21 protein-coding genes and 4 pseudogenes are annotated in these 23853 nt (G+C 58.4%); 13 read left to right on the plus strand and 12 right to left on the minus strand.

The features are described 5' to 3' along the window. The 4 genes and pseudogenes from AC0L2K_RS32225 to AC0L2K_RS32240 form a co-directional block, all read right to left on the minus strand. Positions 1-205: pseudogene (locus AC0L2K_RS32225) on the minus strand (ATP-dependent DNA ligase); the annotation flags it as partial. Positions 206-640: 435 nt separating this feature from the next. Further along, positions 641-925, minus strand: coding sequence for a DUF982 domain-containing protein (locus AC0L2K_RS32230; protein ID WP_473533298.1), 285 nt, complete (start codon positions 923-925; stop codon positions 641-643). A gap of 433 nt (positions 926-1358) precedes the next feature. Beyond that, entirely contained in the window at positions 1359-1526 is a 168-nt protein-coding gene (locus AC0L2K_RS32235) for a hypothetical protein (protein ID WP_473533299.1), read from the minus strand. Between the two features lie 70 nt (positions 1527-1596). Further along, the gene (locus AC0L2K_RS32240) at positions 1597-2268 is read right to left on the minus strand and encodes a hypothetical protein (RefSeq protein WP_473533300.1); all 672 of its coding nucleotides are present in this window, start codon (positions 2266-2268) and stop codon (positions 1597-1599) included. Between the two features lie 464 nt (positions 2269-2732). On the opposite strand from AC0L2K_RS32240, the gene AC0L2K_RS32245 reads away from it, so the two are divergent. The 4 genes from AC0L2K_RS32245 (at position 2733) to AC0L2K_RS32260 (ending at position 6354) form a co-directional block, all read left to right on the plus strand. Next, positions 2733-3038: a thermonuclease family protein gene (locus AC0L2K_RS32245; RefSeq protein WP_473533323.1), complete on the plus strand. Its 306-nt coding sequence runs from the start codon at positions 2733-2735 to the stop codon at positions 3036-3038. Positions 3039-3180: 142 nt separating this feature from the next. Further along, positions 3181-3342 carry an excalibur calcium-binding domain-containing protein gene (locus AC0L2K_RS32250; protein WP_473533324.1) on the plus strand — a complete coding sequence of 54 codons (162 nt, stop codon included), beginning with the start codon at positions 3181-3183 and terminating at the stop codon, positions 3340-3342. A 151-nt stretch (positions 3343-3493) separates the two neighbouring features. Then, a complete protein-coding gene (locus AC0L2K_RS32255; protein WP_473533301.1) occupies positions 3494-5059 on the plus strand; it encodes an ABC transporter permease in 1566 nt (521 codons plus the stop codon). A gap of 71 nt (positions 5060-5130) precedes the next feature. Then, positions 5131-6354, plus strand: coding sequence for a PAN domain-containing protein (locus tag AC0L2K_RS32260; protein WP_473533302.1), 1224 nt, complete (start codon positions 5131-5133; stop codon positions 6352-6354). An 81-nt stretch (positions 6355-6435) separates the two neighbouring features. Here the strand turns inward: AC0L2K_RS32260 and AC0L2K_RS32265 are convergent, their stop codons facing one another. Next, positions 6436-6543: a recombinase family protein gene (locus tag AC0L2K_RS32265; protein ID WP_473533325.1), complete on the minus strand. Its 108-nt coding sequence runs from the start codon at positions 6541-6543 to the stop codon at positions 6436-6438. Between AC0L2K_RS32265 and AC0L2K_RS32270 the strand changes: the two genes are divergently transcribed. Next, on the plus strand, positions 6517-6753 hold the full coding sequence (locus AC0L2K_RS32270; RefSeq protein WP_473533326.1) for a hypothetical protein: 237 nt from the start codon (positions 6517-6519) through the stop codon (positions 6751-6753). The genes AC0L2K_RS32265 and AC0L2K_RS32270 overlap by 27 nt on opposite strands. A 92-nt stretch (positions 6754-6845) precedes the next feature. Here AC0L2K_RS32270 and AC0L2K_RS32275 read toward each other — a convergent pair whose 3' ends face one another. Continuing rightward, complete coding sequence (locus tag AC0L2K_RS32275) at positions 6846-7103, minus strand: recombinase family protein (protein WP_473533303.1); 258 nt, start codon at positions 7101-7103, stop codon at positions 6846-6848. A gap of 997 nt (positions 7104-8100) precedes the next feature. Between AC0L2K_RS32275 and AC0L2K_RS32280 the strand changes: the two genes are divergently transcribed. Continuing rightward, positions 8101-8295, plus strand: coding sequence for a hypothetical protein (locus tag AC0L2K_RS32280; protein WP_473533304.1), 195 nt, complete (start codon positions 8101-8103; stop codon positions 8293-8295). On the opposite strand, the pseudogene AC0L2K_RS32285 reads toward AC0L2K_RS32280, so the two are convergent. Together AC0L2K_RS32285 and AC0L2K_RS32290 are read right to left on the minus strand one after the other, a co-directional pair. Continuing rightward, positions 8277-8444 (minus strand): annotated as a pseudogene (locus AC0L2K_RS32285) (IS6 family transposase); the annotation flags it as partial. The gene AC0L2K_RS32280 and the pseudogene AC0L2K_RS32285 overlap by 19 nt on opposite strands. Before the next feature lie 256 nt (positions 8445-8700). Then, on the minus strand, positions 8701-9630 hold the full coding sequence (locus AC0L2K_RS32290; RefSeq protein WP_473533305.1) for an omptin family outer membrane protease: 930 nt from the start codon (positions 9628-9630) through the stop codon (positions 8701-8703). A gap of 597 nt (positions 9631-10227) precedes the next feature. On the opposite strand from AC0L2K_RS32290, the gene AC0L2K_RS32295 reads away from it, so the two are divergent. The 3 genes and pseudogenes from AC0L2K_RS32295 (at position 10228) to AC0L2K_RS32305 (ending at position 13590) form a co-directional block, all read left to right on the plus strand. Then, positions 10228-11853 (plus strand): ISL3 family transposase, encoded by a 1626-nt coding sequence (locus tag AC0L2K_RS32295; RefSeq protein WP_473533306.1) that lies wholly within the window; start codon positions 10228-10230, stop codon positions 11851-11853. A 259-nt stretch (positions 11854-12112) separates the two neighbouring features. After that, entirely contained in the window at positions 12113-12562 is a 450-nt protein-coding gene (locus AC0L2K_RS32300; RefSeq protein WP_473533307.1) for a Ros/MucR family transcriptional regulator, read from the plus strand. Between the two features lie 85 nt (positions 12563-12647). Continuing rightward, a pseudogene (locus tag AC0L2K_RS32305) lies at positions 12648-13590 on the plus strand (IS630 family transposase). A gap of 73 nt (positions 13591-13663) precedes the next feature. On the opposite strand, the gene AC0L2K_RS32310 reads toward AC0L2K_RS32305, so the two are convergent. The 4 genes from AC0L2K_RS32310 to AC0L2K_RS32325 form a co-directional block, all read right to left on the minus strand. Further along, on the minus strand, positions 13664-14833 hold the full coding sequence (locus AC0L2K_RS32310) for a YcaO-like family protein (RefSeq protein ID WP_473533308.1): 1170 nt from the start codon (positions 14831-14833) through the stop codon (positions 13664-13666). Beyond that, positions 14823-15620 carry a nitroreductase family protein gene (locus tag AC0L2K_RS32315; protein WP_473533309.1) on the minus strand — a complete coding sequence of 266 codons (798 nt, stop codon included), beginning with the start codon at positions 15618-15620 and terminating at the stop codon, positions 14823-14825. The genes AC0L2K_RS32310 and AC0L2K_RS32315 overlap by 11 nt, the downstream gene beginning before the upstream one ends. 17 nt (positions 15621-15637) lie before the next feature. After that, positions 15638-16486, minus strand: coding sequence for an McbB family protein (locus AC0L2K_RS32320; RefSeq protein WP_473533310.1), 849 nt, complete (start codon positions 16484-16486; stop codon positions 15638-15640). 111 nt (positions 16487-16597) lie between these two features. Continuing rightward, positions 16598-16771, minus strand: coding sequence for a phazolicin family TOMM bacteriocin (locus AC0L2K_RS32325; protein ID WP_473533311.1), 174 nt, complete (start codon positions 16769-16771; stop codon positions 16598-16600). Between the two features lie 234 nt (positions 16772-17005). Between AC0L2K_RS32325 and AC0L2K_RS32330 the strand changes: the two genes are divergently transcribed. The 4 genes and pseudogenes from AC0L2K_RS32330 (at position 17006) to AC0L2K_RS32345 (ending at position 23546) form a co-directional block, all read left to right on the plus strand. Further along, positions 17006-18724, plus strand: a complete 1719-nt coding sequence (locus tag AC0L2K_RS32330) for an ATP-binding cassette domain-containing protein (RefSeq protein WP_473533312.1) — start codon at positions 17006-17008, stop codon at positions 18722-18724. Positions 18725-19182: 458 nt separating this feature from the next. Then, positions 19183-21048: an integrase catalytic domain-containing protein gene (locus AC0L2K_RS32335; protein ID WP_473533313.1), complete on the plus strand. Its 1866-nt coding sequence runs from the start codon at positions 19183-19185 to the stop codon at positions 21046-21048. Positions 21049-21450: 402 nt separating this feature from the next. Continuing rightward, a pseudogene (locus AC0L2K_RS32340) lies at positions 21451-22339 on the plus strand (tyrosine-type recombinase/integrase). A 13-nt stretch (positions 22340-22352) separates the two neighbouring features. After that, positions 22353-23546, plus strand: a complete 1194-nt coding sequence (locus AC0L2K_RS32345) for an IS91 family transposase (protein WP_473533314.1) — start codon at positions 22353-22355, stop codon at positions 23544-23546. The last annotated feature ends 307 nt before the right edge of the window (positions 23547-23853 follow it).

Consider the following 23853-nt stretch of genomic DNA (forward strand, 5'->3'; position numbering starts at 1 on the left):
CCGGCATGGTCTCACTGAACTGGATGCGGCTGTCAGACCCTATGAGGCCGGCCAGGATTTCCCGCCGATCCTCAAGTACCATGTCGCGCAGATCGTGGCCGTTGAGATGCAGGAGATCGAACGCAACGAAATAGAGGTCGTGCTAGCGCCTGGTGATTGCCTTGCGCAGCGCGGCAAAATCCGAAAGGCCAGCGTCATTCAAGACTTTGGATCGGGCCGAACTTCGTGAGACGGCCACCGAGGTCGCGATGATGATCTGCGACAGCAAATGCGCGAGGCCGTGCTACCCGCGAGTGACAATTGCCAAGGTGGGCAAACTGTCGGGCAAGGCGAACTCGGTCAGCGAGTGGAGGAACCTTTCGCCGGAGCCGATGTTGACCGGCAATGACGAAGCTATCCGACCTAGGTCCCCCGATTACCGGCACGAGACACGGGGGCTCGGTGAAGGACGAGCGCGAGCATTTCTATGAATGCCCCTCGTGTGGCCAGCTGGTTGACTTTCGCGACCTGCGTCAGGTCATCTGGCATGAGAAGCCAGGACACGAGCCGCTGGAAATGGACGCGTGAACAGCAATGCCGCTATTAAGTCTAGCCTGTTCAGTGCGATCAGAACATCTCCAACGTTATTCGATCCATCACCTTACAGCAGGTCTTCCGCAACCCAGTCGAATTTCCTAAGGCCTACCCTTGGAAGCTTCCGCTTAAGAAGGCCCTGTTCACTCGCGGCCGCCTTGAAGGCGGCGAACGCGGCTTGTTGGGTGCAGTGTCCGGCCAGGCATTCCTCGACCATTCGGATTGCTTCAAGTCGGGATGGCTTTTGCATGAATGGCCATGGTTGCTGAAGCGCCGTCTCAGCATCAGGGATCGACGCAACCAGCATCGATCTGTCATTCAGGTAAATTCTAATCGGTACAAACGCCGGCATCTTTCGCTCGCCAGAATTGAAGGTGTCTAAACGCGAAGACACGGCGGTGGTTGCATGAAGTTCGTCGGGCCTGTGGGGGCTTTGCGTTGCGTCTACCGACCTAACGGCAGTTTTGACGCTAAGACGAGTTCGTCCTCGTCAGTGATACCGGCCGCATAATTTGAAAGGATCCGGGACGCGAGAGCCTCACGTAGATGTTCGGAGTCGCCTTCCCTCTTGAGCCGGTCGAACACACGGCCCAGCGTAGCTACTTCAGATGAACTGAAGACGCCAAATTCCTTAGCCTTTCGATTAATCGGCATACCACCCCCTCCGGCTGCGCTCTAATACGATTCAGCACATCTCGGACAACAACAAAAGCCCGCCTGGCATTTTTCGGCAGGCGGGCGAGACGCCTTAGTTCACCAGGCGCCGATTATATACCTGAAGCCGCCTACCGCTTGGCAGCTAGGGCCTTTGCTTCCCGGAGCAGCGATGCCCAATGGAGCCCGAGGAACAAGATAAGCTCTCGGGCCTGCTCTTCGGTGATGCCGGTTTCTTTGACCAAGCGTCGAACGACGAAATCAATGTTGTTCGGCACCCTATCCTGTTCGTCAGCCATAGGAAAGCTCCCTACGCCAAACGTCCCCATCTCGCGCTTGTTCCCAATCGCGCGACGGCGCAACGGAAACTCAAAGCGCGCTATGGAAGATCCAACTAGTGAGGGCGTACGTTGCCAAACCCAACATTGAGAGCACATACAGGACCAGGAGCAATGGAACCGCGGACGGTTGCTTGTCGAGGGCCGCGTCAGCTTTTTCCTCAACCAGATTGCGGTCCCGCCTAGCCTCCGTGACCGCGAAACCGTCCGGCCCAATTTTACCGTCGATCTCTCTCGAAATTCTTTGCGTGATATCGGCTAGGATTACTGGATCCTCGGGCAGGTTGCCCGGAAACCCCTCAGGAAGATTGTCGCCATCGTTCTTGTCCATGGCGCCAACAATGTTCTCTGCCTCACTTATGTTCCAAGTTTCTAATGTAAAATTTTGACCAAAGACCCGATCCAACGGCGCCGAGAAGGGAAAGCGCGGCTGTCGGGGAACAACACAACCAACCCTCAACCAGCCACCCAGACAAGCAGTGCGACGCCGGTGGGCGTAAGTAACCAGAACAACCGCCACCGCGACCCAAAAGCCTGGATCTGCCAAAGCGGCCATTTCGCTGAGAAGTTGCGTCATGCCGGCGAAACGCGCACCCGCGCCCTGATGTTCCCTGTGAGTAATAAAGCCCGCGCCTCTGGCGGAGAGCGCGGGCCCCGATCGGGTGTTGCCGACCCGATCTGCAGCGGGCAGCGAGAGGGGCATGCCCACTGGTCACAGACAATTTCTAGAAATTGCTAAAGTTCCGCCCCTGACCTACTACTTCGGAAATTGCAGGAGCCGGCGGTTGGCACCATCCGGCACGGCGGCTTATTGCGGCGCTATGCCTTTAAAGAAGGAAGGTTTCCCGGTCGCCCATACCTTCTGCCAAGATTCCGCTGCCGACCGACTAGGGCAGCTTCTGGACTCTCGCCCGGAATGGCGGCATTCTCTCTTCGGGGAGAGCGGGCGTGGGCAAAGGTCACCGTTATCAGGGCGCCAATCAGGCTGACCGCTGGCGAAGGCGCGCCGGCAGAAGAATGCCAGCACGACGGCTGCCGCGACCGCTCTTGGGGCTGATCTTCCTCAGCGTTGGTACACTTGCCGCCACAATCACTCAATTGGTAATGCAGAGCACCGCAAGCCTTCAGGGCACGGTAACAAATTGGACCGAGCCGCTACCTGGTTCGATGGAAGGCCGCGCCTCCGTGATCGATGGTGACACGGTAGAGATTGCAGGCCAAAGGATTCGGTTCAGCGGCATCGACGCGCCTGAGAGCCGGCAGTATTGCGATGACGCCAAAGGCTTCGAATACCCCTGCGGGCGCCGCGCTCCCGCCGCGTTGGATACCTTCCTGGCCTCATCTAGGCCCCTACACTGTAACTTTGTCGACCGGGATCGCCACGGTCGGCTCGTCGGTGATTGTGCGCGTGCCGACGGTCGCGACGTCCAGCAGTGGCTTGTAGAGCAAGGTCTGGCACTCGCCGAAATATAGCAGCGGCGTCGATGCGAGCCTGCAGGCAGCGGCAAAGGCGGGCAAGCGCGGCATTTGGGCTGGGTCTTTTCAGGCGCCATGGGAGTGGCGCGCAGAGCATTCGGAAAATCCGCGACCGGCTATCAGCCAGCCTCTCGGCATCATCAGCGACCGGCAGCTCGCGCAGGGTTTTGCATGCCAACCCCGGCGAACTTGCTCCCAAATCAGCTCATGTGATGAAGCGAACTGGTATTTGGGCAACTGCTCGTGGGGTGGGAAGCTAGACCGCGACAAAGACGGCATAGCCTGTGAAACCCTTTGCTGAAATGCGCGGCACCTAACGTGTACGCGCCGCTCGCCCGGTTATTCACCCTGTTCCAAGTTGCCCCGTGTCTAGCGGTAAATTTTGCTGCAAACGCCAGCGTCGCATGTCAAGATGGGTTGCTGAGGGTGGGGACTTGCATATGAACACGGCAATGAGCCAGAAACTGGCGAGCTATGGCCAGTGGACGTATCGCGGTGCGTGGGCACTTGAAATCGTCGCGGCGATCATCGGTCTAGCAACCGGCGTGGCTCTGAGTTACCGCGGCTTTGTTGCCAATGAGGCGGCGGACTCAATGGACCTTGTCCTTGCAAGTGCCCCGTTCTTTATGATCGCGATTGCTGAGCTGACGAAAATCCCGATCGCAACGCTTCTGTTCGGCGCCTCGTGGTTTTGGAAACCTGTTATCCTGGCGTTTCTGCTCGTATTGGCCGGCATCACTTTTGAGACCGTGCTTCTCGGGTTGGAGCGTGCCAGCACTATGCGCGAGATGCAGTATGCCAACTTCGCCAACCAAACTAAAGCACTCCAGCAAGAGAGCGAAAATCTCAAGGCCGCAGCCGAAAGCTTGCGAAACACTGACGACGAGGCAAAGGCCCGAAGCGATCTGGAGCAGCTCAGTGGATTGGCTGACACCGAGCGCGACAAATTGCGTGCACGGATAACAGACGTTGACCAGGAGCTGCAGGCCGCAACCACCCTTTCACCAGCGGCGGCGCGAGCCAAGGAGTATCTCGAGGAGAAACAAGCAGCGCTGAGTGCGCTCGTGGAACGGCGCGATCGAGAGATCAAGGACGCCGTGGAGCAATTCGAGCGACAGCGGGATAGCTACGTTGATCGCATAAAGAGCGCACGCGAAACAGACGACCTTGCATCGGTGCAGCGCAACGAAGACGGGCTGAACAAGCTGACTAACCCGCGGCTCAAAAAAGAGGCCGAATTCGCGCCGAAATTGGCCGAAGTGGAGCCGGCAGTCGCTGCGGCCCGCACTGAATATGAGAGGCTGCGAAAAGATAGTCCTGCGATGACCCCCCAAGACAAACAGCGCCTTGAGGCTAGGCGCAATGATCTGGAGAAACTCTACGACGGCACCGCTGCCGATTGGGACCGTAAGCTTGACGAAGCACGTACTGCACTAGCGGCCGCTCAGGAAGCCGCAACTCGCAAGTCAGAGACGCTCGCGAACAACCAGCAGCGGCAAGACGGCATCGCAGCGGAACTGAGCCGTCTGGAAACAGAGCGCCTCCCGCTCGCTCGCAACGATCAGATCCGTAGGCTGGCAGCTCGCTGGTATGGGGTGAAGCCAGAGGACGTTACAGACGCTCAGGCCGGGACGGTGTCGACGATCTGGTTCGCCTCGCTTGCATTCATCGCTGCAATAGCGGGGCCGATCACAGCGATGGTCGCGCTGGCCTTACAACGCATCGGTGCACAGGCCGACGTTCATCGCGAAAGCAAACTCTCGCGTTTGCTACGCCGAATGCTGATACGGTGGCGGTGGCGCCGTGTCCGGAAAGTAACCGTGCAGGTGCCAGTCGACAGAGAGGTCGAAAGGCGCATCGAGGTTCCTGTCGAAGTCGAGAAGGTCGTCAAAGAGATTCTCTATGTTCCCGTCCTTACTGACGACCCGGAAGCGCTACGTCGGGCGTTGGATCGGGAACTCCCCCCGGAAGTAGTCGATCTGGTAAAGGTTTCTGCAAGAGGCAAAACGACAGCATAGAGGGGGCTCTAGAAGGCGAACTGCGATCAGACTTTGACGAGCCGACAAAGGGGCGAAACGGGGTATTAGACGTGCTCGTACGACATAACACCAAGCTTCTCGAACAAGCGATCGATCTGCAGGTCAAACGGTCGGCCATTCCAACTCTGCAGGCAGAAGCAGCTGCGCACGATATGATCGCCCGCGCCAATGCATTTCGGCGTATGGCTACCGGCGCTGCCATCGCCGTGGCGGCTGTTGGGATCGGCGTAGGTGTATGGCTGGTCTTTGATCGCGACCGTTCGGTGAACCAACCGGAGCCGCCGATCGCTCAGAAAGAACCGTCAAACCCGAACGAGAACCAGCCAAAAGAGACGAAGAAACCAGATGACAGAATTCCGGGTGGCGAGACCATCGCCGAGGAGGGAAAGACAGACAAGCCGAAGTCGCCGTCAACCGAGCAACCGCCACTGCCGCAAGCAGACCCAGCCAATCCAGATACGTTCGATTTCGTAAAGTTCGCCAATCGCCAAGTGAACTACGCTGGCAGCACTTGGCAACTCGAGTCCGGTCATCATTTTGACAGTGAGAAAGACCCAACTTGGGATACGGCTTGGTGCTATACGCGGGGGCTGGCCAACACCGGAGTCGAGGTCCAGGTACGGCTTGTCAACAGACCCTCGCCTACATCGATGCCGCAGGCGCCGGTGTCATCAATCCAGACACTCGCATCGGTGGGCCTTGACGACAATTCGGCGCGAGAACTCGCCAGCCGTTGCCTTTGGCTCGACGAGGCCAGTTTCGCGCCAAGCGATTTCAACATGGACCAGGAGCGGAAGGACGCAGCAACCGCGGCCGAACAACTTTTTGTGCAGGACGGATGGGACGCGATGGGAAACGATCTGCGGGGTATGCCCGCTTGGAATGTCTCGCTTGAACAGTGCCAGGCCCAATGCGAGGCAGATCGCAGCTGCTTAGCACTCACCTATGACAAGAAGCACGCCGCTTGTTTCATGAAACATAATGCGTCGATTCTGGTTAGGAATCCTGACGCAGTGATGGCGGCGAAGGGAGCCATCAAGGCAAATCTCCAGTACTCTAGCCTCGTCTTCGCCAAGGACACAGTAGTCATTGGGGCGGCTTACGCGAATGTGCGGAGCAGCTATGCCGACTGCGTAGTGGCCTGCGCCGCTGACCAGAGATGTCTAGGCTTCAATTTTGACGGTCCGAACAAGATGTGCGCCATGCTCGACAGCGTGACATCATCGTCTCCTTTCAAGGGGGTGATGTCGAGCGTTAAAGCCACGCGCAGTTGAATATGGCACCGGGGCCGCGGCGGATCGGCGACGCGGTGATGATAGACATCACATGCCCACGCACCAATCTGGCTTGCGCCGTTAGACCCCGTCGCGCTTTAAAATATCACTGATCTGCGTTGCCGCCCATGTGCCACTGCGAGCCGTAGGGATTCCACGCGCATGGAGAGCGGCGGCCGTTTTCCGCATGGACGCGCCCGTTGCCTGAATTTCTCTGATGATGGGCAGAACGTTGGCTGCGAAGTCCTCGGCAATGGCTGTACGACGCTCTGCAGCCGCTTCCTGAGCCTGGCGGATCTGCGGATTACCGAGCCGCACACCACGGGTCTTGACAGCTGCGAGCGCCTCTTCGTGCGCTGTGAAATCATGGGGCGTTCCTGTTCCGCAACGGCTGCATAGATGTGCAGCATGAAAGGCGACACGTCCGCTCCCAGCTCTGCGACAACGAACGGCGTCCGCTTCGCCATTAAAGCCGAGATAAAGGCCACGTCTCAGGGCAGGCGATCGAGCTTGGCGACGACGACCGCGCAATCGTTGCGCTTGGCTTCAGACAAGGCAGCTGCGAGTTGGGGGCGCTTATTCAAAGCATCCGTGCCTTTGCCTGTCTCGACTTCCTGAAACTCGGCGATCAGCTCTAAGCCTTCGGCCTCAGCGAATTTCGCAATCGCAACCCGCTGCGCTTCGAGGCCCAGGCCAGACTTGCCCTGCTGTGCTGTCGAAACGCGGATGTAAGCGACGGCCCGTTTCATTGTCCTGTGTCCCTTTCTGTTATGTAAGGACAGCTTACAATAGGCGCCTTTTGCCATTTTCCGCCTGCTTGTCGCGGCCGAGGATGGCGGACGGCTGCACCAGGGCTATGGTGACATTGGCCGGAAAGGCTCGGGATGCCTTAAGGAAGACGCTGGAGAAGCGACACGCGACCGAGCCGGCCCTGCGGGAACTGAGACGAAAAGATGTGCAATGGGAATGTAACCCTAGAAGGAAACCACGTGCTAGCAACAGCCGAATCTATTGCCCACGCGTGCCGTCGAACCACTAAAACTTTTTTCGTGGCGTTTATGGAAGAGAGACGACCCGACCGGTACGCACGCTCAGATGGCGCAGGGTTGTCGATGCCCCCCCGAGCCTCAACCGATGCCGTCTAGCGTCTGTCGGCAGAGCCGCGCCATTGCTCGGAAGTTGGCCAAGGATGCCATGATTTCTTTGTCTGCCCGCGTCGCGATAGTTTGCCGTTACGCTTGCCCTCAGGTGCGCCGCCGGAAGCGCAAGCCGAACACAGGTGGCTAAAGCGAACGCTGGACACTCTGCGCGGTGGATGAATTGACGCTACATTCGATCAAGGCCGCAAGCTAAGGACGCAGGCACAACGCCAGAATGAAGGCCGCGGCGAGCAGCATGGCGACTAGTCCCCAGTTAATCCGATAGATCATCGATCGTCTGCCGACATATCCGCGCCATTGCCTGGACAACCGCCAAGGCTGCCATTGTGCGTTTCGTCCTGCCTCCGTTGCGATAGTTGCCGTTCCGCTTGCCTTCAGGTGCGCCACCGCCCGCACCGTGCATGCGACAGACTGCGCTGCCCCTCACCGCTGGCGATCGACACTGGCAACCCGTCCGCCGTTCACCGTGACGTGCTGCTGGCCGCCCGTGCGGTATACCTTTAGGGGCTTCCACCTGGGCCGCGAATGTCCTGGTGAGCTTGTTGAAAGCACGCTCGGCGCTGTCTTGCCGCGGGATAGTTTCGCAATGAGCAAGGCGGCGGGCGAACGTCATTGTCGCCATGTGCACCGCAGCCATCTGGGATGCCAGCATAGCTTCGATCTGATCCTGCGGTTCAATGCCTTTCACAATCGAGGCGACAAAGGCCGTGCCCTTATCGTCTGGCGTTTTGCCGTGGCTGCCGACATTCACTGTCGGCAGCGCAGCAAGGGCGAGAAGTGAACAACCCAGCGATGGATCGTCGAATGATCGACGCTAATGCCACGCTCGGCCATCATCTCCTTCAAATCGCGCAGGCTCAGTCCATATGCCAGATACCAGCGAACGCACACCAGGATGACCGATCGGTCGAAATGCCGGCCTCTGAACATCACAAACCTCCGAAAAAATGTCGGAGGTCACTTGCCAGACAATCCGTAACGAAAAAGTTTGCAACAGAACCTCTTGTGACGTTGGCGGTAGAGAACCGGATCGTAGTTATAGTTTGCTTCGCATGAGCCGGAATCAAGGGGTGATGCCGTGCTGGACGAGGGCATCGCGGAAGCCCCCGATCGAGCTATAGGCACGATCCGCGAGCAGATGGCGGACTGGCGTCACGTATGTGCTCAGCGTCAGACGCGATTGCGCTCAAAACGTCAGCTTGAAGCCGGCCGACATGGTGAAGGCATAGAAGTCCATGCCAGCGCCATCTTTGAAGGTCGTGCTGCTTCGGGCGCCCGTCGGGATGTCGTACTCTGTCGCATCGCCTTTCGCGCGGAAGTACTCATCGAAATTGCCGGCTAGGAAGAGGCTAGCGCGGTCGGTGATTTGACAATCAGCCTTGGCGCCGAGCGAGATGAAGGGAATGGTACGGAAGTCGTCTTCGTACACTGTACTCGGCCAGTGATGGTCAATATCGCTTGGGTTGATCGAAAGGCCGCCGCGGAGCAGACCCGAGAGCGTCCAATTGCCGAATTTTGTGATCGATTCCGCACCAAGGAAAACGCCCGGATAGCGCTGTTCGTAATCGACGACCGGTCGGCCGTCCTGGAACTTACCGCGAGTGTCGCGGAAGCGTTTCTTACTATGTATGTACGAACCGCCATAGGCACTCCACTGCATGTTGGTGTATTTGAAGCCGCCATGCAGGTTGATGGTCGTGACATGGTTGATCACCAAGTCTCGGCCTCTTGCGAGGTCAAGGTTGATGTAGCGGTCAAGGTCAGTGTCGGGGTGGATCGACTGATCCGACCAATCTACTCTCGGCGCCAATGCCAACCAATCATAATCTACCATGTGGCTGTTGCCAGAGAAACCTACCACGGCGTTGGCTGAAAAGGTCCAGCCGTTTATGACGTCAGCCTTGAGGCCTGCCGTTAGAACCGGCGCGTTGGTTTCCCAAATCAATTTGCTGATACGATTGCCCCCCTCGTAGACAAGCTCGTTGGCCTTGAGCCACGTGTAGCCGACGCCGCCAAGAAACACGAAGCTCTTGTCGGGCGCTGAATAGATGGTCCGATCCGCTGCCGTGGCGACGGGCCGACCATGTGCAGAAGGTGCCCAAAGCAAGAATTGCAACTGATGATGTGCAGCGATTCATGGAGCGGCCTCCTTGGCCTCCCAAGGATCGGGATAGCCCGTTGTGATTTTTCCGTTAAACGTCGGCGGCTCTCAGCGCCCGTTCGCGGGGAGTTGTTTGTCGCGTCGACCATTCCTGGGCATTGGTGCAAAGACGTTGAACTCCGATGCGATGTCGGGGACGGCTTTGGTCATTGCCCTTTGTCGGTGCGCACCGCGCTCGTTGCCCGTTCTACATGGGTAGCGGTGGGCTGCCATGAGCTGGATCAATTTTAGGGCGAACGGCCTGGTTGAATTTCGGCTCGCGACCCCGTTGTGGAGCGAATTGCAGTGGCGTCGTCAAACCAGTCGGCGGGACATCGGTAGTCCCGCGGCGCACACGCCCCCCGGCCCTGCCGGTCATGCTTTCCCTGACCCCATCCCGAAGCCTGTCGAGCATGGCGACGTCGAGCCGAGGGGCAGTCTGCCATGCACCCCTGCTCCTCGGCGCGTTGCCTGCGCCGTTGCGGACCAGAGGTGTCGCTTTGCAGTTAATTAGGTTCTTCCTCACTTTGTGTGGTTCATTCGCTGTTAGCGACGGTGTCGCTATGGGCGGGCATGCGAAAGAAATCGAAATGGTCGCCCGGCCCAGGGGGCAAGATTCTGGGTGTCGCGCTCACTGTTGATGACGGTTGGGTTGTTTCTGCAGCCGGATCCGCGATCGGTATTTGCCCCGATTGTGGACGGCGAAGCCGAAGTAGGCATGGCTGGTCCCGCCGCAGCCTCCAGGATCTGCCAGTCCAGGGCAAACCGGTGACAGTTAAGCTTCTGCTGAGCCGCTGGCGATGCCCGCATCAAAAATGTGAGCGACGAACGTTTACCGATCGTCTGCCGACGGTTGCTTTCCCTTATGCGCGCCGGACGACAAGGGTCGTGGAGATTGTCGGCTTGCTCGGCCACAGCACCGGCGGCCGTCCTGGCGAGCGCTTGATGGAACGGCTTGGCATGCCGATCAGCGACGACACCATCCTGCGGCAGTTGAAGCGGGGTGCCGCGGTTTCTCATCGCAGCTCCGAGGTCCGGGTAGTAGGCATCGATGACTGGAGTTGGCGGCGGGCGACGAGCTATGGGACCATCATGGTCGATCTCGAGCGCCGCTCAGTTGTCGACATTCTGGACGATCGAAGCGTCGAGAGTGCGGCCAAGTGGCTGCGGGAACGTCCTTCCGTCGAGGTCGTTAGCCGGGACCGCTGCGGCCTGTATGCGCAGGCCGTCCGTGAAGGGGCACCGCAGGCCTGGCAGGTTGCCGATCGATTTCACCTGGTCCAGAACCTTCGCTCGGCCATCGAAGAACAGATGAGCCTTTCTGGGCGTGCCACCGGCAGGGCCATCCTGTCGGAGGATGCAATCGTCGACGCTGCGACACATCGCCGGCGCGCCCGCTTCGCGCACAGCCAATCTCGTCAGGAGATATTCGACATGCTCCACGCTTTGCGCCAGGAAGGGCTCTCCTACAGCGAGATCGCCCGACGGACCGGCTATGAACGTCGCAGCGTAACGAAGTGGCTCAAGTTCGAGGCTCCGCTAGACAGGCGACGAGCGGCACTGAACCGCACATCACCATGGTATTTCGAAGCCTTCCTTGCTCAATGCTGGAAAGAGGGGAACCGCCGCGGGCGGCATCTGTTTCATGACGTCAAGCAGCGCGGCTACACCGGCAGCTTCGCAAATCTGGAGCGGCTGCTGGGAGCCTGGCGGCGGGCCGAAAGGGAGCAGGCCAGCGATCTGCCGCCAGTTGCGTCGAAGTTGGAGCCGGTTCGAGATCCAGAAACCGGTCATGCAATCTCGCCAGTGGTTGCCGCAGCGCTGTGCATCAAGCCGCGTGGCCGGCTAACAGACCGGCAGGCAAGAAAGGTCGACACCCTGAAACAGGGGTCAAACGCTTTCGCCGAGATGCGACGCTTGGCGATGCGCTTCAACGGCATCCTTCGCGGCAAGAGATCGGCACCGCTGGATGCGTGGATCGACGATGCAATCGACTCTGAACTCGTTCCGATCATGCGGTTCGCCCGCGTCCTGCGCAGAGACATCGATGCCGTCAACAACGCCATTGAGCTGCCCTGGAGCAACGGACAGGCCGAAGGCCAGATCAACCGACTCAAGACCCTCAAGCGCGCAATGTACGGTAGGGCAGGCCCTGAGCTGCTGAGAGCACGCATGCTGCCGCCGCGCCACACAAAGTGAGGAAGAACCCAATTAAGTGCCAAGCGACATATTATGACTGACACTGTCCAGATGCTGTGGTAGAGCTTTGGACAATTATGGGGAGATGATTTTTTGCGATCCAACATGATCTAAAATACACGGCTCTGTATTTACGGTAATTCTCGGCACTTGCCCGTAATAGCCGGCGAAGGTTGAGTAAATCAACAGTATTATGGCTGCGAAACGCATGAAAAGGCTTTTTAGCTGGTTACGTGGCCGTCTTTGTTGTAGGTAAAATATGAATCCCAAGCCTCCAATTACTTCCGAGAACGTTACTGTCGTGTCTCTAACAGCCATTATTGTGGCTTATCTCAATCGAAACGATATATCGCCGGGCGACCTCCCACCGCTTGTGGCGCGCCTTCAGCACATTCTCAGCAAGGGTCATGACGATCCTTCCCTTGGTTTTGCGGAAAACAGCACCATGCAGGTAGGGTCGATTGTAGAAGAGGGAAAATCAGTACATGAAGAATATCTCGTTTGCCTGGAGGATGGTAAACGTTTCAAGTCGTTGAAACGACATTTGCAGAACAAGTACCATATGACACCTGATGAATACAGGCAGAAATGGCACCTCCCCCCCGACTATCCAATGGTCGCCCCTGCATATGCACGAGCCCGATCTAAAATCGCCAGAGACATCGGATTGGGAGTAACGATCTCGAAGCGCTGCCGCAAAAGTACCTAGAGCACTTCCTGTGATCGATGAATCGATTGTGATGTGACGGCTGCGTTTTGTGCTGATTCAACGTCCACCTCGATGGAGGTTGACGATGGGAAAAGCATTGAGCATGGATCTTCGGTCGCGGGTCTTGAAGGCTTCGGACGAGGGCATGTCGGCGCGGCAAGCGGCGGCGCGGTTCGGCGTGGGAGTTCCAGCGCGATCCGCTGGATTGCGCGGGCGAAGATCGGCGAACTGACGCCCCGCCCGCAGGGCCGCCGCCGCGCCTCCAGCCTCGATGCGCATGAACCCTTCATCGTCAGGCTGATCGAGGAGCGCAAGGACATCACGCTGAACGAGATGGTGGAGCGGCTCGTCGCCGAGCAGTCGGTGCGCATCAGCCGCAGCGCCTTGAGCGCCTGGCTTCGCCGCCACGGCTGGACATTCAAAAAAAGTCCGCGCACGCACTGGAGCAGGATCGCCCCGACATCCTGAACCGGCGCCGGGACTGGTTCGACGGCCAGCTCGACCTCGATCCGGCGAAGCTCGTGTTCATCGATGAGACCGGCCTCTCCACAAAGATGGCCCGCCTGCGTGGAAGAGCGCCGCGCGGCGAGCGCTGCCGGGCCGGCGTGTCGCATGGCCACTGGAAGACCACGACCTTCACCGGAGCGCTGCGGCTGACGGGCATGACTGCGCCCTTCGTCTACGACGGCGCCATGAACGGCAACGTGTTCCTGGCCTATGTCGAACAGGTGCTGGTCCCGACATTGTCGGAGGGCGACGTAGTCGTCATGGACAACCTGCCCGCCCACAAGGCCGCCGGCGTGCGCGACGCGATTGAGGCCGCAGGCGCGAGCCTGCTCTACCTGCCGCCTTACAGTCCCGACTTCAATCCGATTGAGAACGCCTTCGCCAAACTCAAGGCGCTGCTGCGAGCAAAGGCCGAGAGGACCATCAACGCTTTGTGGGACGCGGTCGGTGCGGTCGTCGACCTCTTCACCCCAGCCGAATGTGCCAACTACTTCAAAGCCGCAGGATATGAACCGGATTAAACAGGACGCGCTCTAGACGTAAGGAGAGAGGGGGCAAACCCTCCCCTCTCTCTCTCTCTCTCTCTCTCTCTCGTCATGAGAATGGCAGCGGCTCCAGCCTTCCGGTCCCCGGCGCGCAGAACAGATTTATCCAATCATTCTCATTGTTATTACCCTCGCCAGGGCTCATGTGAACAAAGAAGTCGGGTGAGACAACACGGCAGAACCACATCTTTGCGCCGCAGACCGTGATGGTCTTCTCGTAGACGTAGATGTTGTGAGAGACCGAGAGCAGGCTATCTTTCAGCGTTCCTTTTTCGATTTCGGGGCCGATGTGGAGGGGGGCAACCCGTATCTCCAGTTCGAAATCCGGCCTATTGGCCGCCCTGAAATCTGCTTTTAGCTTATCGCTTCCATACTCGTGCATGCCAAAGAATTCCATCTGCGGAAGCAACAGCGAGGTCTGCCATACCTCAGTAAACGCCTTCAATATCGCGGTCTCTGCGTCGTAGTCTGCGGCACAGCCGCACGCGAAATTGATAATGTCGTCCTCCTTGCGTGACCGGTACTCCGCAAACAGCACTGAAACGCCCTTCAAAAACGAGATGTCATACACGGTAACAGAACCCTCCCGCGTCATCTGCCGGCAGGTGGTGCCGGCTTTGCCGCGGCCGAGGAGATTTTCGTCAAGGGGCGCCATCTTATTGCAGCGTCGCGACACCCACATGGCGGTTGTACATTGCCGTTCAACGAATTCTAACAACGCCGATCGGAACGCCGTGGCGCGATCCGGGTGAATAGCACTGCCGGAGGTGTCGCGCACCGGCAGAAAATCAGCGTCGCGACAGCCGCTGAACCTGTGCAGAGAAAGATAGACGGCAGGATATAGGCACCGTTCGCCCGTCGAAAACCGCTGCACTTCGACAAGGTTAAAGGCGTGTTCTACGAGATCTTCTTTGGAGATATCGGGTTGGCAGGTCTGCAGCAATACGCCTAGGAGGGCCACTTGCTCCGCGTTTGAAAGTCCCATCTCGTGTAACCGCCCGGTATGGGTCGGCCGAATGGTACGAAAAGCGGCGTACCGTTCCAAATATTCCCCAATTGCCTTGATATGTGCGTCGCCATCGAAACCAAAACCATGCCCGTTGACCGCAAGACGGTCGACAGCCGAGAAAACGGCAGGTTCGTAAATGGAGGCAGGGTAGCTTGCCGACAGGCGGAATCTCGGCGTGTTGAGGTCGAAATTGCGGAAGCTATTGGACATTCGCGTCTCCCGGAAAACCAAACGCTTGAATGGCAGCGGGGAGAAGCAACCTGCTGTCCAGGCCACAGGTCTTGGTAAACTCATACTCGGAGAAGCCCGCCAAGACGCGAGAAGCAAACCCGTTTTCCTGAGCGACAGTTGCGATGTGATGATACATCGAACCGATCTCTAGTAAGGCGAGCCGATAGCCCCGCGACCTGTATTTGAAGGTCGCTTTCTTCAAATTGATGAAATAGGCGACGTAGAAAGCGGCCCCTTGAATGGTGGCGATGGCATTGTACCGATCCTGATCAAATTGCGCCGGCAGCAGTTCGAAGCGGTTGCTGCCCGCGAGGTAATGCGCGACAGAAAACGGAGGTATGCCCTCAACCATTTCGCTGGTTACTACGATGGCCTCAGCGCTATAGAGCGCGCCGCCGGATGGATATGGCCTGCGTCCCAAGCCATCCCCTCCAATTGCCTGGCCCATGATCGATGCAATCTTTTCGAATTCCACAATACCAAGCTGGCCTTCCTTGAGGGACGGCCAGCGTGAAACGGCTGTCTGCGTTGAGGTGGAGTGGCCGATGACGATGTCACTGAAATGGGAAAATCGAGATTCCTTAGTCTCTGCCAGAAGTAGCTTTTCCTTCGAAAGAAACGGCGCACTGATGCGTTGTTCCAGAGTGGACCCTGCGCAGGTAAAACAATGATGGTGAAAGGTGCGAACAGTATGTTCGACGTCAGGGTCGACGAACTGGCTGGTAAAACTGATCTGGTTCAAGGCTGAGATGTCGTCAGTCGGCATAGCATCTGCTCCCTCGTTCAAATGGTTCGCGGTTCCGCGCTGTAGGTGGAATGGGCTCCTCGATGGCGCTCAATGCGACCCGTATCCAGATTCATCTCAATGATGGTGCTGAGGTCATCGGGGAAAAGCGGTGCAACGCCGTCGGCAAGGAGGGGGCGAAGGCGCGTGTATAGGAGGTGTAGTGCTGCTGCCGCTTCGATCTCTAACGCAGAGAACGTTGGAACTGAGAGCGAGTTGACGGCATAGGGGTCAGAAAGGAAGAAGTCGGCCCAACTGGTTGGCTTGAAGCCTGGGTTTCTGTCGAGACCGGCCAGGTTATGAAGCCCGCTGAAATGGTCTGGCAAGCCCATCGACGCTGAGTAGAAACCGTCAATGACAAAGTGTCGAAAAACAAAATATGCGTGGAGTACGATGCACTCAGGGCTCCGCGCGCATGCGGCGTAGATTTCCCGCGCCATGGTTGAAGAATAGGCGGCCTGAATCGCAACGAGGAAGGTCGGATTGCCGATGAGCGCCAGGTCGTCAACCGAAGTGCAGAATATGGCGTCGTTGTTCTCAATGCACTTTCCCAAGGATCGCGAAATCTCATCCGAAGGGCAATAGATCACAACGCTTTCATCGGATTTCATGCGACGCAGAACTTTGAGCCGGGTCAGGAACTGCTCCGCTGCATCGACGGGCAGCGCGTTGCGCTCCAGAATTTCCGAGACACAGTGTTCATCGATGTGCGGCCGTATCGATGAAAATTCCCGCAGAGCCGCTGCAAGATTGGCATCGCTAATCGAAGCGGCCCCGGTCGGCGTGAACAGTTTGCAGACCCCGTCAATGTCGGCGGGCTCAAGCACAAAGGGCGATATTACGTACATAGTTTCCGATCCCAGAATAGCGACAGCGGTACCGATGCAGTGAATTGTTCTGCATGCGTAAGGCGCGTGTTCACCCCGGCGCTCCTGGCGCCGGGGTGGGGCTGGTCCAGATCAGGGGGTCTTGCTGCAGCTCGACGAGCCGGAAGACTTGCCCGATGCGCCGCTGCGGCTGGATCTGTCGCAACGTGAGGATGCTGCTGCCGAGGCAAGGCCCGGAGCGGCGTATTCGTCATCGAGGAACTCGACTGCCGTACCAAACTGCGGAGGGTTCAGGTTCTGATTCATAGAATTCTCCTTCTTCAGCGCACCGCACCTCGCGGTGACGGGCGACTCATAAGATCTAACTCCGATTTGTCAACGAGTATGTCTTGCTGTATATTATGATTCTGCTAATAAGTTCTTAGAGGCATATTGGTAGATATCTTTGTTTGATGGTAATTGTTGGGTAAAATGACAGATATATTAAAGGTACTACAGGTTGTGTTTCTGGTAATTACGCAAAATCGCAGGCAAAAGGCATTGCTTGCGCTGGTGATCCTCACCATTGCGGCGACAGCAGTAGGTGCTGCGATTTTTCCGGTGTTCTTTTCATTGGGTATTGATGCGCTCACAGAGGGTAACGGTCGGATCAATGCTGCCGTTACCTACATCCTCGCCTTCGGCATAGGCTTAACGCTGGTTGGAATCCTTGAGCAAATGCAGTGGCTTACCTTCGGGCCCATGAATCTGAGGCTCCAACGCCACTTGACTACCCATGTCTTTCAACATGCCGTCTCGTTACCTTACTACCGTCTCAAGACCTACACGACCTACGAGATCGGCCGTACGATAGAAAAGGGTTTGGATGCCGTCAGAGACATTACGTCGAATCTGACCTTTTTTCTGATCCCAACGATCATCGAACTGGTAATCGCGGCGTCGGTGATCGCCTTCATGATTGATTTTTGGATCGCAGGGTTTCTTGTCGTCGCGCTGATCTTGTACGGTTTCATCGCGAACATCGCTGCCGGGCGCATTCGCTCGTCGACGGAAGAAGCCATGGAAAGCGGCATCGATGCCTGGAGCTTCGGCCTCGACGGGGTGGCAAATGCCGAGCTGGTTCAACAATCGAATCTGGGTTCTGAATTCACCAGCAAACTTGACGACAAGCTGAAAGTGAACGATCGGGCCTGGGCAATAACGTTCCGACAGAGGGCCTACTATGGTGGTCTCCAGGCGCTCGTCTTTGGCTTGGTCGTACTTGGCGTATTGTGGCGCGGCGGTGTCAATGCCGGGGAGGGTATTCTCAGCATCGGGGAGCTCGTCCTGCTGAATACCTACATTATTCGACTGCTGCAGCCGGTCGAAACGTTTGCACGCGTATATCGTGACGTGCATGCGGCCCTCGGGGAGGCCCAACTTCTTGCCGATCTGCTGGCGGTCGACGTTCCGGCACCAAGGAACGTCTTGCTGCCGTCGGGAAAGCGGCCCCTCACCCTGGAACTTCGCGATGTTTCAATTGATGTCGCTGACCATCGGGTGTTGTCCGGCCTTAGCTTCAGTGTTCAGCCGAAGGAACCGCTCTTCATCGTGGGGCCGTCGGGTGTTGGGAAAACCTCTCTTCTCAAGCTCTTATCCTGCCTGACCATGCCGAGCGATGGGGAGTACCTGATAAACGGGAAGCCTGTTTCGGATGACAATGCAAGCGCGCTGCGGGAAGACATCGCGGTGGTACAGCAGGACTGCCTTTTGTTCGATTGGACGATCCGGGAGAACATTGCCTTCGGCTATTCCGGACCGAAAGCGGAGATCGAGGAGGTGATTTCCATCCTTGGGCTGGCAGACGTCATTCATCGGCATGAGGCGCAAGGCGAATTAACGGTGGGAGAGCGCGGCAATCGATTATCTGGCGGTGAGAAACAGCGTGTGTCGCTTGCCCGTGCCCTACTGAAAAAACCGCGCCTGCTTCTTTTGGACGAGGCCACAGCTGCGCTAGACGAGGTTAACCGCAAGCGCGCTCTGGCTGCCATTGAGACGCTTCAAAAAGATAACTCGAGCGTGTTCATTACCCACGACCTTTCGTTGATAAAACCAATGTCACGCGTTCTCTTTCTTTGCGCGTCCGAGACGGCCTTTTACGGCATGCAAAACGAATTGCTGGCGGAAAATCCGACATATCGTCAGTTCATAGAAGGAATAGAGCGCAACAGTGGTGTGACTGCCGGCGTGTCCAAACCCGTTTACGGTGAGCGCGCTTAGGCGCGCTCCCTGATTTGATGCCGGCAAAAGTGATCGAGATACACTGAAAACGCTGTGGTGCACCGCCAGAACTACATGTTTTGTATCATCATAGCAATTCACAGGCATGACCCAAGCGGTCATATGCAAGACAGCTTCATCGAAGCTTTAATCGCATCGCTGCAGTTTGAACAATATACCCAGACCTTCGGATGAATTCGAGGCAAGCTCTTCGTAGAAGAGTTCGCCAATCCACATTCCTGGCTACTAACCGCGGACAATCTTCACGAACAGGCCGCCGCGATCTATACGGGCCGCGCCTCTTCGTCCATCATGACGAAGATTGATGCGGACAATATTATCCTTCAGCAGGGCCGGGGATCGATCGATCGGCATTTCTTCTCGGCGGCTTCGCCCTAGAGAACGCGATCAAAGCCTTCCTCGTCTACGAAAACCCCCAGTGGGTTTCGAACGGGCGGTTGTCGCGTAACCTGAAGTCACACAGCCTGACGGCGCTTCAGTCAAAGTCTGAGCTCGTTCCCTACAAGAAGCGGCACGTCTCGATCCTGAAGGCTTTTGAGGGTGGGCTAGACTCTTGGTTCCGTTACCCGTGCGCTCTCACGGTCGAGGAGACAAAGCAAGGGGGCAACCTCTACGACCACCTCTGGCGGGGATATTCAGTGGTTATGCGCGCATATGGGCGCAAGCTCACGGCGTTGCTCGGCAAAGGTTGGCACGGCCCACACGGTTTCTATGGGCGCTGGATGGCGGGGCTCAGCATGGCGACACGGTCGGAACTGACAGCGGCGATCGTCGAGCGTTATCGGGTAGCGCGTCGAGACGACAAGGGCCGGATTCTGGATGAGTTCGTGGCGGTAACCGGCTATCATCGCAAGCACGCGATCCGTGTTCTGGGCCGTCGCGAGAAAAAGCCATCCGGCAACAAGAGCCACAGCCTTCGTTATGGCAGCGATGTCCGCCAGGCTCTCATCGTGTTGTGGGAGGCATCGGAGCGGCTGTGTTCCAAACGGCTGCGACCGTTGATACCGGTCTTGTTGCCGGCGCTTGCGCGGCATGGCCGGCTTGGGCTGGATGACGCGCTCCGCTCTAAGCTGCTGACGGTTAGTCCAGCAACGATGGATCGGCTTTTGACCGAGGTCCGTATCGTCGCTCGCGGCGGTCAGCGCCGGCGTGCGGGAATGAGTTCAGCGGTTCGCCGCTCGGTTCCGGTGCGCACTTTCGGCGATTGGAACGATCCGCCGCCCGGCTTCGTCGAGGTCGATTTTGTGGCGCATTCGGGCACGTCTTCGTCGGGGAGCTTCGTGCAGACGATGGTGCTGACCGACATTGCCACGGGCTGGACCGAATGCATTCCGGTCCGCACGCGTGACAGCGGCAATGTGATCATGGCAATCAAGCAGGCCCGCGCACGGTTTCCCTTTCCGCTGCTGGGTGTCGACTTCGACAACGACAGCGCGTTTATGAACGCGTTGGTCGTTTCCTGGTGCCGCAGCGAGGATCTGGAGGTGACACGCTGTCGCGCTTATCGAAAGAACGATCAAGCGCATGTGGAGCAGAAGAACGGCGCCATCGTGCGCCGCCTTGTGGGCTACGGCCGGTTTGTCGGCACGGACGCGACAGCTGCCCTTGAACGCCTCTACGCGGTGGTGCGGCTTAACGGTAATCTGTTCCAGCCGTCATTCAAGCTGCAGGAGAAGACACGGATCGGTGCCCGAGTGATCAAGCGCTATCATCCGCCAGTTCCACCCGCGGCCCGTGTCCTTGCTCATCCAAATGTGGCCGAGGCCGATAAGGAGCGGCTACGGGCCTTGCTGGAGACAGCCGACCCGGTGCTGCTGTTTGCCCGCATCCGCGCCGCACAGGAAGAGCTTGGAAAGCGGGTCGATCGTCGTGGCCTGAATGCGAAAATCGAGGAGCCATTGGTTATCGATCTCCAGAGCTTCGCTGCGAACTTGAAAACAGCCTGGAAGAACGGCGAGACACGGCCAACGCATCGGCGGCCATATCGCCGGACCAAACCCTGGCCGAAAAGACCCAGCATGTACGAGCCCTTCGAGACGCGGATCAAGGAATGGCTGAAGGAAGACCCAGCCCTCTCGGCAGCCGCTGTGCTGCAACGCCTGACAGAGATCGATCCGGCCCGCTTCAAGGAAAAGAACATCAGAATGGTGCAACGGCTGGTGAAGGCTTGGCGCATGGAAATGGCTGGGCTGGTCATCCTCGATGGCGGCTGGATCAAGAGCTTGCCGGTATCACCTGCCGCCGCCGTGGCAGCTAATACGAGCACTGTCGCCACCGCAGCCCTCGGTAACATTGATCGGTGAGGCAATAGGTGGGGTCAAATCCTCGCTTCGCTTGACATGGGCATTGAGAGTGCAGAAGTGAACCTGAGCGCGCAGGAGAAAACTGGAGCAGAATCGCTGAGATCTGAAGTCAGCCGGAGTGATTTCAGTGAACCGCCTATAGCGCGAATCGACCCCTTTCGGACCTTGGTTCGAGAAAGGTCTACCGGAAGCAATGACCCAAACCGGCCCTAGGTGAGCCGATTTGTCGGCTCGTAAGCGGACATTCACTGGAACCAGCGGCTTTGACCCGAGGACGAAGCCGCTCGCGCGGCACTTGCGCGCGTGGCGAGGGTACAGCGATGATCTGAACGCCGTGCATTTGTGAGTTTGCGGTCCTGGCTGACGATTGGGGTCTTCTCAATCATCAGACAGGAGGTTTCCATGACGGAGGAGAGGACCACCCCGCTGCGCGAGCGGATGATCGAAGACATGCGCATCCGTGGGATGGGCGACAAAGCCCGGCAAGCCCATATCCGGGCCATCAAGGGATTTCGCCGGTTTTCTGAAGCGGTCTCCAGATACCGCCACCCCCGAGGACCTGCGCGCCTACCAGTTGCACATGACCAACGCGGGCATCACTCCGCCAACTTTCAACTCCCGCATCATCGCGCTCCGTTTTTTCTTTGGCACGACCTGCGGGCGCGAGGACATGAAGCGGTATATGCAGTTTCGCCGCCAGCCGCGGAAGCTGCCCGTGGTCTTGAGCGTTGAGGAGGTTTGCGACCTGCTGATGGCGGCCCCGGGGCCGGGCCTGAAGTATCGTGCAGCACTCAGCATCTCTTACGGGGCCGGGCTCAGGGCATCCGAGGTCTGTAACCTCAAGATCGGCGACATCGACAGCGATCGGATGCTGATCCATGTCGAACAGGGCAAAGGCCAGAAGGACCGTAAGGTCATGCTGTCGCCCGGGCTGCTCGAACTCTTGCGCGACTATTGGCGCGAGGCACGACCGCAGGGCTGGCTGTTCCCTGGCAAACCCCGGATCAACCCGATTTCGGCACGGCAGCTCCACCGCGCCTTCACCTCGGCCAAGAACATGGCGGGTATCGCCAGGCCGGCCACGCTGCACACGTTGCGGCACAGCTTCGCCACGCATCTTCTGGAAGCGAACACCGATGTCAGGGTCATTCAGGTCCTGCTCGGGCATGCCCGGCTCAACACCACCGCGATCTATGCCCACGTTGCCACCAAGACGATCCGCGGCACGGTCAGCCCGTTCGAGACGTTGAAGAAGCTTCAGGACCAAACGCTGCGACGCGGATTGGAGTAGCGCTCCGGGGCGGGTGTCCCGTCAGAAGCTGGAGATCGCTGACATCTTCCGCAAATACGGCCCCGCGTGGCGGCGAGCCAATGCCGGGCATGTCAGCCTGACCCAGCTCAAGGTCATGTCAGCGATCGAGACCTGTCGAACCGAAGCTCTCGGCGGGCATGTGGCGGCTTGCACCAAGTGTGGGCATAACCACATCGCCTATAATTCCTGCAAGAACCGGCACTGCCCGAAGTGTCAGGGACCAGCCGCGCGAGACTGGATGGCCGCGCGCGCCTTAGACCTGCTGCCCGTGGAGTATTTCCACGTGGTTTTCACCCTGCCTGCCGAGATCGCGCAGATCGCCTACTGGAACAAGAAGGCTGTCTACGACCTGCTGTTTCGGGCATCGGCCGAGACGGTGACCACAATCGCCGCCGATCCCAGGCGCCTCGGCGCGCGGATCGGCATAACCGGCGTGCTGCACACATGGGGCTCGGCGCTGACCCACCACCCGCATGTGCATATGATCGTGCCCGGCGGCGGGTTGTCACCGGATGGCCAGCGCTGGATAGCCTGCCGCCCCGGGTTCTTTCTGCCCGTACGAGTCCTGTCCAGGCTGTTCCGACGATTGTTTATTGAAGGACTGCTGGCGCTTCATCGCGCTGGCAATCTGGCCTTCTTCGGGGAATTGGCAGGACTGGCAGAGGCGGATGCCTTCGCCGCCTGGCTCGCGCCGCTGCGCAAATCCGAATGGGTCGTCTACGCCAAGCCCCCGTTCGGCGGTCCCGAGGCTGTGCTGGCCTATCTCAGCCGCTACACCCATCGCGTGGCGATCTCGAACAGCCGCCTGATCAACGCGGATGCCGAGACGGTCACCTTCCGCTGGAAGGATTACCGGATCAAGAACGGTGACCGTCAGAAGGTCATGCGGCTGGCCACCGACGAGTTCATCCGCCGCTTCCTGATCCACGTGCTGCCCGACGGGTTCCACCGCATCCGGCATTACGGCCTGCTGGCCGGAGCAGGCCGTAAGGCCATTGTCACCAAGATCAGGACATTGCTCGGGGCGGAAACGCCATCGCAGGATGAAGCGCCAAGCGCCGAGAGCATCCCGCTCACCCCGAGGGAGCCATGTCCGCACTGCGGCGGCCCGATGCGCATCGTCGAGATATTCCGTCGCGGCCAGCAGCCCAGATCCCGTGCGCCACCGAGGGAAAAGGCCGCATGACGAGATGCCCGTCAGTTTGCCCAAAGCTGATCCCGATCTGCCCTGTATTTCGGGACAATGTCGCCTTACACCAAGCTTTGCCGAACACGGCAAAATCGCCGAGACACAACGGCAGACGGACTCAGGAACCAACCCCAATCACATCATCGGCAGCTTTTGGGCAAACCCAATTGCTGCTGTCGTACCTGCCGATCACCGCCAGCCCCGCGCTTTCCCCATAGGCTCGACCCAGCCCCCCGCGGCCTCCTCCTTGGGAGGTTTTTCAACGCGGGCCGACACAGGCCCAGCCGCCACCGTCACGCTGCGG

It is taken from the genome of Mesorhizobium sp. WSM4817, from assembly GCF_055811135.1.

Excerpts from the sequence above, each read along its gene's own strand:
- AC0L2K_RS32320 (WP_473533310.1), bottom strand. The coding sequence starts at position 16,486 with ATGTACGTAATATCGCCCTTTGTGCTTGAGCCCGCCGACATTGACGGG.
- AC0L2K_RS32325 (WP_473533311.1), bottom strand. The coding sequence starts at position 16,771 with ATGAATCAGAACCTGAACCCTCCGCAGTTTGGTACGGCAGTCGAGTTC.
- AC0L2K_RS32300 (WP_473533307.1), top strand. The coding sequence starts at position 12,113 with ATGAATCCCAAGCCTCCAATTACTTCCGAGAACGTTACTGTCGTGTCT.
- AC0L2K_RS32315 (WP_473533309.1), bottom strand. The coding sequence starts at position 15,620 with ATGCCGACTGACGACATCTCAGCCTTGAACCAGATCAGTTTTACCAGC.
- AC0L2K_RS32230 (WP_473533298.1), bottom strand. The coding sequence starts at position 925 with ATGCCGGCGTTTGTACCGATTAGAATTTACCTGAATGACAGATCGATG.
- AC0L2K_RS32255 (WP_473533301.1), top strand. The coding sequence starts at position 3,494 with ATGAGCCAGAAACTGGCGAGCTATGGCCAGTGGACGTATCGCGGTGCG.
- AC0L2K_RS32295 (WP_473533306.1), top strand. The coding sequence starts at position 10,228 with ATGCGAAAGAAATCGAAATGGTCGCCCGGCCCAGGGGGCAAGATTCTG.
- AC0L2K_RS32265 (WP_473533325.1), bottom strand. The coding sequence starts at position 6,543 with ATGCGGAAAACGGCCGCCGCTCTCCATGCGCGTGGAATCCCTACGGCT.
- AC0L2K_RS32245 (WP_473533323.1), top strand. The coding sequence starts at position 2,733 with ATGGAAGGCCGCGCCTCCGTGATCGATGGTGACACGGTAGAGATTGCA.
- AC0L2K_RS32275 (WP_473533303.1), bottom strand. The coding sequence starts at position 7,103 with ATGAAACGGGCCGTCGCTTACATCCGCGTTTCGACAGCACAGCAGGGC.
- AC0L2K_RS32270 (WP_473533326.1), top strand. The coding sequence starts at position 6,517 with ATGGAGAGCGGCGGCCGTTTTCCGCATGGACGCGCCCGTTGCCTGAAT.
- AC0L2K_RS32310 (WP_473533308.1), bottom strand. The coding sequence starts at position 14,833 with ATGTCCAATAGCTTCCGCAATTTCGACCTCAACACGCCGAGATTCCGC.
- AC0L2K_RS32235 (WP_473533299.1), bottom strand. The coding sequence starts at position 1,526 with ATGGCTGACGAACAGGATAGGGTGCCGAACAACATTGATTTCGTCGTT.
- AC0L2K_RS32280 (WP_473533304.1), top strand. The coding sequence starts at position 8,101 with ATGAGCAAGGCGGCGGGCGAACGTCATTGTCGCCATGTGCACCGCAGC.
- AC0L2K_RS32240 (WP_473533300.1), bottom strand. The coding sequence starts at position 2,268 with ATGCCCCTCTCGCTGCCCGCTGCAGATCGGGTCGGCAACACCCGATCG.